Source organism: Mucilaginibacter phyllosphaerae, assembly GCF_004378255.1.
GTDB classification, from domain to species: Bacteria; Bacteroidota; Bacteroidia; order Sphingobacteriales; family Sphingobacteriaceae; genus Mucilaginibacter; species Mucilaginibacter phyllosphaerae.
In genome coordinates, this window is the sequence record NZ_SNQG01000002.1 from 100,450 (window position 1) to 112,239 (window position 11,790).

At 45.5% G+C, this 11,790-nt stretch carries 9 protein-coding genes; 6 read left to right on the forward strand and 3 right to left on the reverse strand.

Annotated elements, in window-relative coordinates; all coding sequences use genetic code 11:
* Positions 1–40 precede the first annotated feature (40 nt).
* Complete coding sequence (locus E2R65_RS05320; protein WP_134335464.1) at positions 41–955, forward strand: alpha/beta hydrolase; 915 nt, start codon at positions 41–43, stop codon at positions 953–955.
* 206 nt (positions 956–1,161) lie between these two features.
* On the opposite strand, the gene E2R65_RS05325 is transcribed toward E2R65_RS05320, so the two are convergent.
* Positions 1,162–2,022 (reverse strand): transglutaminase-like domain-containing protein, encoded by an 861-nt coding sequence (locus tag E2R65_RS05325; RefSeq protein WP_134335465.1) that lies wholly within the window; start codon positions 2,020–2,022, stop codon positions 1,162–1,164.
* Between the two features lie 44 nt (positions 2,023–2,066).
* On the opposite strand from E2R65_RS05325, the gene E2R65_RS05330 reads away from it, so the two are divergent.
* Entirely contained in the window at positions 2,067–2,852 is a 786-nt protein-coding gene (locus E2R65_RS05330) for an O-methyltransferase (protein WP_134335466.1), read from the forward strand.
* Between the two features lie 115 nt (positions 2,853–2,967).
* Here the strand turns inward: E2R65_RS05330 and E2R65_RS05335 are convergent, their stop codons facing one another.
* Positions 2,968–3,360, reverse strand: a complete 393-nt coding sequence (locus E2R65_RS05335; RefSeq protein WP_134335467.1) for a DoxX family membrane protein — start codon at positions 3,358–3,360, stop codon at positions 2,968–2,970.
* A gap of 50 nt (positions 3,361–3,410) precedes the next feature.
* Positions 3,411–4,562 carry a BamA/TamA family outer membrane protein gene (locus tag E2R65_RS05340; protein WP_134335468.1) on the reverse strand — a complete coding sequence of 384 codons (1,152 nt, stop codon included), beginning with the start codon at positions 4,560–4,562 and terminating at the stop codon, positions 3,411–3,413.
* Between the two features lie 98 nt (positions 4,563–4,660).
* Between E2R65_RS05340 and E2R65_RS05345 the strand changes: the two genes are divergently transcribed.
* The 4 genes from E2R65_RS05345 to nrfD all read left to right on the forward strand — a co-directional run bounded on the left by E2R65_RS05345 (position 4,661) and on the right by nrfD (position 11,789).
* Positions 4,661–5,641 (forward strand): deoxyhypusine synthase family protein, encoded by a 981-nt coding sequence (locus E2R65_RS05345; RefSeq protein WP_134335469.1) that lies wholly within the window; start codon positions 4,661–4,663, stop codon positions 5,639–5,641.
* Positions 5,642–5,893: 252 nt separating this feature from the next.
* Positions 5,894–7,165: a cytochrome c3 family protein gene (locus tag E2R65_RS05350; protein ID WP_134335470.1), complete on the forward strand. Its 1,272-nt coding sequence runs from the start codon at positions 5,894–5,896 to the stop codon at positions 7,163–7,165.
* Positions 7,166–7,205: 40 nt separating this feature from the next.
* The gene (locus E2R65_RS05355) at positions 7,206–10,289 is read left to right on the forward strand and encodes a TAT-variant-translocated molybdopterin oxidoreductase (protein WP_134335471.1); all 3,084 of its coding nucleotides are present in this window, start codon (positions 7,206–7,208) and stop codon (positions 10,287–10,289) included.
* Between the two features lie 27 nt (positions 10,290–10,316).
* Positions 10,317–11,789, forward strand: coding sequence for an NrfD/PsrC family molybdoenzyme membrane anchor subunit (gene nrfD / locus E2R65_RS05360; protein WP_134335472.1), 1,473 nt, complete (start codon positions 10,317–10,319; stop codon positions 11,787–11,789).
* Position 11,790 lies beyond the last annotated feature (1 nt).

Genomic DNA, 11,790 nt, shown 5'->3' on the forward strand with positions numbered 1-11,790 from the left:
GGTGTAAATTGTAACTTGCCGTTACCAATTACACGCCATCATGACAAAACACTTTTTTACCGCTTTTATATTATCTGCCATCACTACCACGGCTTTTAGTCAGGAACCAAAACCGTTGCCATTATATCCTAAAGGTGTGCCCAATTCAAAACCCGCACCTGCAGGCTACGCCGAAAAGAATGATAAGTTTTGGATCTTTAAGGTTACCGATCCCACGTTAACCTCCTATTTCCCGGCTAAAGGAGCGGCAAACGGTACGGCAGTAGTTATTTGCCCCGGTGGCGGCTATGCCGGCCTGGCATCCGGCCACGAGGGGATAGATGTAGCCAAAGAATTCAACAAAATTGGTGTGGCTGCCTTTGTGCTGAAGTACCGCCTGCCAAGCGATAGCATTATGGTAGATAAAACCATCGGTCCGCTGCAGGATGCGCAACGCGCTATCCAAATGGTGCGGGAGAATGCAGCGCAATGGGGCGTTAACCCCGGCAAAGTAGGTATTATGGGTTTTTCGGCAGGGGGGCACCTGGCTTCAACCGAAGGCACCCATTTTGATAAAGTGGTTATTGAGAATAAAGCGAATGTCAGCGTCCGCCCCGATTTTATGATGCTGATCTACCCGGTCATCACTTTTGGCGAAAAAACGCATGCCGGATCGCGCGAAAACCTGATCGGCAAAACGCCCGCGCAGGATCTGGTCGACCTGTACTCTAACGAAAAGCAGGTTACGGCCAATACCCCGCCAACCTTCATCGTGCATGCCGAGGATGATGATGTGGTACCGGTAGAGAATGCTTTGATGCTATATGATGCCTTGCTCAAAAATAAGGTAAAAACCGAGATGCATTTGTACCCGGCCGGGGGCCATGGCTTTGGTTTGGTAAACCCTAAAAGTAAAGGCCTGTGGTTTGAGTGGGCAAAGATCTGGATGGGCGATAACGGGTGGCTGAGTAAATAGAATACATTAATTTTTTTGGTGCGGATCTGATAAAATGGTGGCCGTATTTTGTCAGTACCTTGCCCGGCCTTGCAGATAAAAAACAGGTACAAGCCTTTGTAATTACCACCCTGTTTTAAGGAGTGGATCGGGGGTGTTTTTGGGGCGAAAAAAAGTGTTTTAAGGGCGTTAAAAATCCCTGTTTTGCCCAATAAAAGCTGCGGTTTTCACTTGCCCAATATCGCCAGCAATTCGTTCAACTCATCTACTTTATCAGATGATCCTAAATGCTCGTATGCGCTGATGAGGTTTCGCAGTACCCGTTTAATGATGTCAGCGTTAGCGCAGGGTTCGTAAAACTGCTTGTCGAACTGCAGGTTTAGCTGTTTTAAAAACATATCCACATCCCTGCGCCCAAAAATGAAGCCTTTATTGAACGCATTGATATAGAATAAGATACCTCCCTCAAATTCAGTTTCGCGGCTTTCATCCAGGTAAGCCAGTATAAAGTGCTGGGGCAGGTTTACGCCATAAACGGGAATATCCAGCTTTTGCGCAATAATGGAGTAAATGATGGCCAGCGAGATCTGGTTGCCCTTTTTGCTCTCCAGCACCTGGCTTATATAGCTGTTTTGGGGGTCGCGGTGGTTGGTGGTGTTGCCGCTAAAGCCGTGGATGCTGTAAAATACGTGGTTCATCAGCTTTACCTGTTCTACCGGGCTGGCCTCGTTCATCATCTGGATCCAGATGTCGCGCTTGATCGCTTCTATCTGATTTACAACCCTTTGCTCGTCCAGGTCGGGGTATTGGTACCGGTTGATGATCAGGATTCCCTGCAGCAGATCAAAGGCGCCACCCTGGTACCATAGCTTCAGATCGTTTTTTACGATACCGAACTGGATCTCGTGAACCAGGTTGGCAATGCGCTCCTGCTGAATGGGGTCAAACGCCTGCTCAAAGGCGCTTTCCAGGTATTCTATAGCTTCATTACCAAAAGAAAGCAACTTTTTGTGCACATGTTCGTACACCTCTGCATCCGGGTCATCAAGCAGCCGGATTAAAAAATTTACTTCTGTAGGATTTATCATATGCCAATATGCTAAAATACTAAAGTTTATATATTTTTACACCAATGTTCAATCTAACGTTCGCAAAGGATTTTCTGTTTCACAGGCTCAAGTCAAAAAATCGTCATGGTTTACACTCTCCGTTTATTTACCGTTTAGTAGATGAGGTGATCTACGATAGAAAGCACAAAGCCGTTTACGACAAAATAGAGCATGAGCGCGACCACCTGCTTATTGATGACCGCTACATCACCGTTACCGACCTGGGCGCCGGGTCGCACGTTAACAATAACAAACAGAAGAAGATCAGCGATATTACCATTAATGCGCTTAAACCGCCTAAACTGGCCAAGCTGCTTTACAGGCTTACGGCGTTTGTAAAACCATCAAACATTGTAGAACTGGGTACCTGCCTGGGGGTTACCACGCTTTACCTGCAGGCTGCCGCGCCCAATGCAAAAGTGTACACTTTAGAGGGTTGCCCGCAAACTGCCGGTGTAGCCAAAGATGTTTTTGATAGGGCGGGGGTAAGGGATATCCATATCATCACCGGTAATTTTGATGATAACCTGCCGGGGGTTATAGATGGCTTGGATAAGCTTGATTTTGTTTATATAGATGGCAACCACCAGCGCGACGCCACCCTAAAATATTTTGAATGGTGCCTGCCCAAAGTGCACGAAGATACTATGCTGATATTTGATGATATTTACTGGAGCGAAGGCATGAAACAAGCCTGGGCGCAAATTAAAGCCCATCCGCAGGTAACCGCCACGGTAGACTTATACTGGATAGGCCTGGTGTTTTTTAAACCCGGCCAGGCGAAGGAGAATTTTAAGATAAAGGTGTAGATAGATGTGCGGATGTGCAGATTATAGATGTGCAGATGATGCATTATTAATATCTGCATATTTTTCAAAACGCTTCCCTATCCTATATAAACACTGATTTCCTGCTTCAATTCATTTACAATAAAGGTTTTACTGTAAACATAGGCGCATAATATTTGCGGTAGCCGTAACCCAAAAGCAGGTTGGGCACCAACAAAAAAACACCCATCAACCAACCGGATGGTACTAAAATGGTGTGGAATAAAAATACGTTTAAACTGATAGGAAATAACACCACTGCCGAAAATGGTGCGTAGCGGTTGATCAGTAACGAAAGGCCGCCAAGTATTTGTATGGTTTTTTGCATGGGGTAAAAATAGCCTGTTGCCATCAGGCCCGCTTTAAATTCGCCGGCAGCGCCGCTGTGTAAAGGTGGCTGGTAGGGAATAAAATGCAAAAAATAGTCGAGCCCGAATACAAGATATAGAAAGCCAAGCAGCACGCGGGATATCAATACTGTAGTTTTCATTTTAAGATACTTATGGTGTTTAAAAATAGCTATAACAATAACATAATCTACTAAAACGCTTCTCCTAACCCCACATATACACCGCTTTGCTTGCTTTCGCCGGAGCGTTTTTCGCCAACGCCGTAATCTATGCGGATGCTGAGGCCTTTTTGTACATCAAAAAAGTAACGCAGGCCGCCGCCGTAATTTGGCTTTAGCTGGTTAATGTCAAAATCTTTATGGAACACTTCGCCGGCGCCAATAAAGCCCACAATGCCCAGGCGCTCGGTTGCGCGGTAACGTAATTCGGTTTGGCCGGCAAGCAGGTTGCGGTCGCGGAAACGGCCGTTGTAGTAGCCGCGCATCATTTCATCGCTACCCAGTGCAGGCAGTAAATAAAATGGCGATTGGCTACCCGTCATGTTCTGGCTTTGTACGTCAAACGCTAATACAAACTTTCTGCTTAAGGCAAAAAAATGGGTGATCTCTACGTTTAAAAAGCCGCCGCTGTAGCCGCTGTTACTGCCAGCGCCATTCATAATGTTTAAATAACTGGTTAGTGTACCGCCGCTGGTGGTGTAAGTGTTGTTGTTGCGGCTGTCAAATATAAGGCTGGGCCCGTAATACAAAATAGTGCCGCCTTGTTTGCCCTCAATTGTTGGGTCGGTTGTAAAAATACCGCCGGTTTCCCGGTCGTGGAAACGGTAATCATACCCGCCGGCCACCAATCCCACATAAATGTTACGGCCTATTTTTTTTTCGCCGCTAAAGGTAACACGTAAGCGTTTTTGGCCCAGGCGGTCGGCATCTGCTTTTGCTGTATTATTACCGATACCGTAAAAATCAAACGGAAAATTAATGTATCCTATGGCACCTGTAAAGTGATAATTATTATTGGGCGCCCAATAGCTGCTGCTTAAATTCAGGCGGCTTTGGCCTTTGGTGGTCAGGGTAGCATAAGCAAATATGTTAGATACGCGCGTGTTTTTGCTTAAGGTATCGGTATAAAAAGAATACAACGCCGAACCGCCCCCTTCCAGCCCGGTTTCGGGTGCCGAACTGATGACCGGCAGCAGCACAAAACTGCCCCTTTTGCTGGTATCTTTCTCAAAATACATGCGTCGGATAAATTTCGGCAGGATCTTTACCTGCGCAAAAACGGGCTGTACAAGTAGAAAAAGTAATATAATATTGATGAGTTTTTTCATGCGTTGTAGTGCCATAAAGGTAATTTTAAAGCACTTGTTTTATCGAATTTGTATTTTAAAATTCGGATGTGCGCAAAATACCTACTTTTGCAGAATAATAAGAGCAAATAATTATGAGTACAGCAAGAGGCCCTATATCTCAGTTCATCGAGAAAAATTACCTGCATTTTAATGCAGCGGCATTAATGGATGCAGCTAAAGGTTACGAAACGCATTTAACCGAAGGCGGCAAAATGATGGTAACCCTTGCCGGCGCCATGAGCACGGCAGAATTGGGTATTTCGCTTGCCGAGATGATCCGAGAGGGAAAGATAGATATCATATCATGCACAGGCGCCAACCTGGAAGAGGATATCATGAACCTGGTAGCGCACTCGCACTATAAACGCGTGCCTAACTACCGCGACCTGAGCCCGCAGGACGAATGGGACCTGTTAGAGAACCATTACAACCGTGTTACTGATACCTGTATCCCCGAAGAAGAGGCCTTCCGCCGGTTACAGAAACATATTTACAAGATCTGGAAAGATGCCGACACTGCAGGCGAGCGTTATTTTCCGCATGAATTTATGTATAAAATATTGTTGAGCGGCGAGCTGGAGCAGTATTATGAAATTGACCCTAAAAACTCGTGGATGCTGGCAGCTGCAGAGAGAAACCTGCCGATTGTGGTACCCGGATGGGAAGATTCTACCATGGGTAACATCTTTGCATCATACGTTATCAAGGGCGAGATCAAAGCCGTTACCATGAAAAGCGGGATAGAATATATGGCATGGCTAGCAGACTGGTATCCAAAAAACTCGGGCGGTAAAGGCATGGGCTTTTTTCAGATAGGCGGCGGTATAGCAGGCGATTTCCCGATATGTGTGGTACCGATGCTTTACCAGGATATGGAAATGCAGGATATCCCTTTCTGGAGTTATTTTTGCCAGGTGAGCGATTCTACTACTTCTTATGGCTCTTACTCGGGCGCGGTGCCTAATGAAAAGATCACCTGGGGCAAGCTGGATGTAAATACCCCCAAGTTTATTGTAGAGAGTGATGCAACGATAGTTGTGCCCCTGATATTTGCCTGGATATTAAAACAATAATTAAATAAATAAAAGTATTTAACGGTTTGCAATTTAACGGTTGCCCGCAAAAAATGACAAAAAGCCCTTTAGCAACGTTTAAAGGGCTTTTTACAATAATTTAGAACGATTATAAATTAGATATTGGTGTCATTATATTGTCAGCGATAGTGTAATAAGTTATACTTTTGTGCCTGAAAAAGTGGCTAAATCATACAGCTCTACGTCAGTTTATCACTTTAATATAAAAATTATTTAGCATAAATACCTTTTATGAGAAATATCTCATTGATTTTTAAACAGTTTTCAAGGTCGGTTTTACTAATTGCCGGTTTGGTTGTGGTTGGGTTAACAGCCCATGCGCAGGCAGATGCAGCAAAAGGTGAGGCTATATTTAAGGCCAAATGTACCGCGTGCCACAAAATAGATACGCGTATGACCGGCCCGGCCTTAGGCCCGCAGCTTACAGAAGAGACGGACGATGCCTATTTAACCAAGTGGATCCAAAACAACCAGGCATTAATTGCTGCCAAAAACCCAAAGGCCGTTAAAATTTATAACGAGTATAACCAGGCGGGGATGACAGTGTTTGCCGAGTTGAGCGATGCTGATGTAGGTAATGTGATTACCTACGTGCGTACCGAGTGGAAAAAAATGCAGGCCGATAAAGCCAAAGCACCTGCAGGCGGTAGTGCTGCAGCCGAAGATAAGGGGCCAAGCAGCCTGGTTATCTGGGGTTTGTTGGGCGTTATTGTGATTGCTTTTGTAGTTATCCTGGTATTGAACAAGGTAATTGCCACGCTGGAGCGTTTGCTGTTAAACAAACAAGGCTTACTGCCCGAAGAAGAAGAGACTGAAGAAAAAGCAAAAACCGACCGTTTGGCTGTAGCTAAAAAGCTGCTTAAAAACAAAAAGCTTGTTTTCTTTATCGTGCTTTGCGGTGTAGTTGGCTTGGGCAGCTTTAGCTGGATCACGATGTGGAATACCAACGTACACCAGGGCTACCAACCGGTACAGCCAATTAAATATTCGCACCAGTTGCACGCAGGCGCCATGAAAATAGAGTGCCAGTACTGCCATACCAGTGCCTTTAAAGGTAAAAACGCCGGCATACCATCATTAAATATTTGTATGAACTGCCACAAATCTGTTAAAACAGAATCACCGGAGATCCACAAAATTTATGATGCGCTGGGTTATGACCCTAACACCGCTAAATACGATAGTACTAAAGCCAAACCAATTCAGTGGGTGCGTATTCACAACCTGCCCGATCTGGCTTACTTTAACCACTCGCAGCACGTAAAGGTTGGTGCCATCAAATGCCAAACCTGCCACGGTCAGATCCAGGAGATGAAGGAAGTTTACCAATACTCTCCGCTTACCATGAAATGGTGTATCCAGTGCCACAAACGCACCGAGGTTAACGGAAAAGGTAACGCTTACTATGATAGCATACTTGCCGCTCATGATAAGATCAAAAAAGGCGAAAAGGTTACCGCAGCAGTATTAGGTGGTATTGAGTGCGCCAAGTGCCACTATTAATAAATTAAAGAACAGTACATTACAGTTTATATAACTATAAATGGATAGCAATAAAAAATACTGGAAAGGTTTAGAAGAACTGAACAAAACGCCAGAATTTGTTGAGAAGAATAAACACGAATTTGCCGAGCCAATTCCTATCGAGGAGGTTTTAAGCGGAGGTGGCCTGATGGGCAAAACTCCCCGCCGCGACTTTTTAAAGGCACTGGGTTTTGGTGTGGGTGCGGTTACTTTGGCAGCTTGCCAAAAAGTGCCTGTACACAAATCAATCCCTTACCTGATCAAGCCGGAGGAAGTTACCCCGGGTATAGCTAACTACTATTCATCAACTTATGATGGCAGCGCTATATTGGTTAAAACCCGCGAGGGCCGCCCAATTAAGGTTGAAGGTAACCCTAACGATCTTTTATCAAAAGGTGGTTTAAGTGCGCAGGCCCAGGCATCGGTACTTGAATTGTATGATACCAGCCGCATTAAAGACCCGCAAATGAACAACAGCGACAGCAGCTGGGCGGCAATTGATGCTTTTGTAAAGAACGAGCTGGCTGCCATTGCCGCAAGCGGTAAAACCATCAGTATCGTTACATCAACCATTCATAGCCCGTCTTCACTGGCTGTAATTGCTGATTTTATTGTAAAATACCCTGCTGCAAAACATGTACAATATGATGCAGTATCTTATACCGGTATCATCAAAGCCAATCAAAACAGCTTTGGTAAAGCCGTTTTACCACATTATAACTTTGATAAAGCTGATGTAATTGTAAGTTTCGCTGCCGATTTCCTGGGAACCTGGATCTCTGGCGAAGAATTTACCCGCCAGTATGTATCCAACAGGAACAACAAATCGCTCGAAGAGAAAAAGATGTCGCGTCACATCCAGTTCGAGAGCGGTATGAGCCTTACCGGTACCAACGCCGATGTGCGTATCGCCATCAAACCATCCGAGGAAGGTTTGGCGCTGGTTAACCTTTACAATGCCGTATCCGGCACTACCTTACCGGGATCAAAAAAACTAACCACAGCCAACGCCGATAAAGCAATTATGCTGGTAGCGGCAGAACTTAAAGCAGCCAAAGGCAAAGCCCTGGTGGTTTGCGGTTCTAACGATGTTGCTACACAGGTATTGGTTAACGCCATCAACTCTTTGCTGGGCAGTTACGGTAACACAATTGATCTGGATAACCCGTCTCGCCAGTATGCAGGTAACGACGGTGCGATTGTTGAATTTATTGCCCAGGCCAAAAACGGCCAGGTAGGTGCAGCAATTTTTCTGGATGCCAACCCTGTTTATGATTATCATGCAGCAGCAGCCGTAAAAGATGCTTTAAAGAACGTCCGTTTAAAAGTATCGTTATCAGACCATGCAGACGAAACCACCGCGCTTTGTAATGTAGTTGCACCCAACCACCACTACTTAGAGTCGTGGGGTGATGATAGCTCTGTAGAGGGTTATTACACCATTATGCAGCCAACCATTAACCCGGTTAATAATACCCGCCAGGCCGAGCAAAGCTTATTGGTATGGAGCGATAACCCTGTTAAAGATTACTATACTTACGTTAGAAACAACTGGAATAACAGCCTGTTAGCCAAAGGCGGCCTTTCTGGCCAGGCAGGTTGGGAAATCTTGCTGCAAACAGGTTTTGTGCTTACCGCCCCCGTTGCGGCAGGTAGCTATAGCTTTAATTATGATTTAAATGCGGTTGCACAAACCGTATTAAGCCAAAGCACTAAACTGGCCGAAGGCAATAAAGTAGAGCTGCAGGTTTACCAAAACACCGCTATGCGCGATGGTAAAAAGGCAAACAACCCATGGTTACAAGAGCTGCCAGACCCGGTATCTAAAGTTACCTGGGACAATTTTGCGGCCATGTCTCCGTCTGACATCAAAAAAATGGGCCTTGAGGAATTTGAGGTTGTTAAAATTGAAGCAAACGGTTACACGGTAGAATTACCTGTATTATCCCAACCCGGCCAGGCGCCCGGTACGGTATCTGTAGCTGTAGGTTACGGCCGCACGGCAGCAGGTTTGGTTGGTAACAACGTTGGTAAAAACGCTTATCCTTTCTTAAGCTTCCGTAACGGTACGTTCCAAACTGCAGCAGCAGCAACGGTAACGGCCACCGGCGATATCTTCCCGCTTTCGCAAACACAAACGCACCACTCTTTTGAGGGCCGTAACGTTATCCGCGAAGCAACCTTTACCGAATATAAAAAGGATGCAGCAGCAGGCAGCGGCAAAGAAGGCGAAGAAGAGAAGATGTTTGACCTTTGGGAGAACACGAATGAAGATCACATCCACGCACGCCCGGTTTATGACTGGGTTATGGCTATCGATTTAAATGCCTGTACAGGTTGCGGCGCTTGCGTTGTGGCATGTAGTGCAGAAAATAACATACCGGTTGTTGGTAAAGATGAAGTTGGCCGCCGCCGCGAGATGCACTGGATCCGTATTGACCGTTATTACAGCTTTAGCCAGAATGGCGAAGCAAAGGTTGACGGAAGATCTGGCATGGTTACCCAGGAGAAGGAAATTGCAAAACTGGATGATTTTAGCAACGTAACTGTTGTGCACCAACCCATGCTTTGCCAGCACTGCGACCACGCACCTTGCGAAACGGTTTGCCCGGTACTTGCTACCGTACACTCAAGCGAAGGTTTAAACCAAATGGCTTATAACCGTTGCGTAGGTACACGTTACTGTGCAAACAACTGCCCATACAAAGTACGCCGTTTTAACTGGTTCAACTACTGGAACGACTCTCGTTTTGATAACTATCTGAACAACGAGCATACCCAATTAGTACTTAACCCTGATGTAACTACCCGTTTCCGTGGGGTTATGGAAAAATGCTCGATGTGCGTACAGCGTATCCAGGCAGGTAAATTACAGGCTAAGATGGAAAAACGCCCGCTTAGGGATGGCGAGATTAAAGTTGCCTGCCAGCAAACCTGCTCGGCAAACGCTATTGTGTTTGGTAACCGCAACGACAAAAACTCTGAAGTTTACAAAGCTTTGCAAAGCGAGCGTACATATTATGTGCTTGAAGAACTTAACGTAAAACCGGGTATTGGTTACCAGGTAAAAGTTAGGAACACCGGAACTGAATCATTGGCTTAAATTTTACATCGAGATATATAACAACATATGGCTCATCAACATGAATCGATAATCAGGGAACCGTTAATGACGGGCAAGGACATCACCTATGCCCAAATCACTAACGATATATTATTACCTGTAGAAAATAAACCCAACAAAGCCTGGTGGATAGGATTTATCGTATCATCATTAGGTGCATTGCTTTGGGTAGTATCTATCAGCTATACCTTTTGGTTTGGCTTAGGCGCCTGGGGACTTAACAAAACTGTAGGATGGGCCTGGGATATCACAGGTTTCGTATGGTGGGTAGGTATTGGTCACGCCGGAACGCTGATCTCGGCGGTGCTATTGATCTTCCGTCAAAACTGGCGTAACTCCATCAACCGCTCGGCAGAGGCGATGACCATCTTCGCCGTAATTTGCGCCGCTACTTACATTGTAGCGCACATGGGCCGCCCGTGGTTAGCCTACTTTACTTTACCGCTGCCAAACCAGTACGGCTCACTTTGGGTAAACTGGAACTCGGCACTGATGATGGACGTGTTTGCGATCTCTACTTACTTCTCGGTTTCCTTATTGTTCTGGTACACCGGTTTACTGCCTGATATCGCTACCATTCGTGACCGTGCAACAGGTTTACGCCGCCGTATCTACTCTATCCTGTCTTTCGGCTGGAATGGGTCATTAAAAACCTGGCAGCGTTTCGAGACCGTATCACTGATACTGGCAGGTATTTCTACACCGCTGGTACTATCGGTACACACCATCGTATCGTTTGACTTTGCTACCTCGTTAGAGCCGGGATGGCACACTACCATTTTCCCGCCATACTTTGTTGCGGGTGCTATCTTCTCTGGTTTTGCCATGGTGCAAACACTATTGCTGGTAACCCGTAAGGTGTTAGGCTTGGAGAATTATATCACCATGTTCCATATCGAATCGATGAATAAGATCATTATGCTTACAGGTTCAATTGTAGGTGTGGCTTACATCACCGAGTTCTTTATCGCATGGTATTCGCAGGTTGAGTATGAGCAATACGCCTTTATCAACCGTGCAACAGGCCCTTACTGGTGGGCTTACTGGAGCATGATGAGCTGTAACGTAATTTCACCTCAGCTGTTCTGGTCTAAAAAATTGCGTACAAGCATTAAATTCTCGTGGTTCTTGTCAATCATCGTGAATATAGGTATGTGGTTTGAGCGTTTCGTAATTATCGTAACCTCGCTGCACCGCGATTATATCCCTTCGAGCTGGGCAATGTTTTATCCTACCTGGGTAGATGTAAGCGTTTTCATCGGCTCGATAGGCTTGTTCTTTACCATGTTCCTGTTATTCATCAGGGTATTGCCATCGGTAGCTATTGCCGAGGTAAAACTGCTGCTGAAAACATCAAGCGAGCAGGCTAAGAAAAAATTAATAGACGAAGGACACCTGGAGCCTGCTGAGGTTCAGTATTACAAAGAGTCCTTAACCAAGTACGACAGTATTGACATGGCTGATTACGAAAAAGTATAAA

Excerpts from the sequence above, each read along its gene's own strand:
- E2R65_RS05320 (WP_134335464.1), top strand. The coding sequence starts at position 41 with ATGACAAAACACTTTTTTACCGCTTTTATATTATCTGCCATCACTACC.
- E2R65_RS05325 (WP_134335465.1), bottom strand. The coding sequence starts at position 2,022 with ATGATAAATCCTACAGAAGTAAATTTTTTAATCCGGCTGCTTGATGAC.
- E2R65_RS05330 (WP_134335466.1), top strand. The coding sequence starts at position 2,067 with ATGTTCAATCTAACGTTCGCAAAGGATTTTCTGTTTCACAGGCTCAAG.
- E2R65_RS05335 (WP_134335467.1), bottom strand. The coding sequence starts at position 3,360 with ATGAAAACTACAGTATTGATATCCCGCGTGCTGCTTGGCTTTCTATAT.
- E2R65_RS05340 (WP_134335468.1), bottom strand. The coding sequence starts at position 4,562 with ATGGCACTACAACGCATGAAAAAACTCATCAATATTATATTACTTTTT.
- E2R65_RS05345 (WP_134335469.1), top strand. The coding sequence starts at position 4,661 with ATGAGTACAGCAAGAGGCCCTATATCTCAGTTCATCGAGAAAAATTAC.
- E2R65_RS05350 (WP_134335470.1), top strand. The coding sequence starts at position 5,894 with ATGAGAAATATCTCATTGATTTTTAAACAGTTTTCAAGGTCGGTTTTA.
- E2R65_RS05355 (WP_134335471.1), top strand. The coding sequence starts at position 7,206 with ATGGATAGCAATAAAAAATACTGGAAAGGTTTAGAAGAACTGAACAAA.
- nrfD (WP_134335472.1), top strand. The coding sequence starts at position 10,317 with ATGGCTCATCAACATGAATCGATAATCAGGGAACCGTTAATGACGGGC.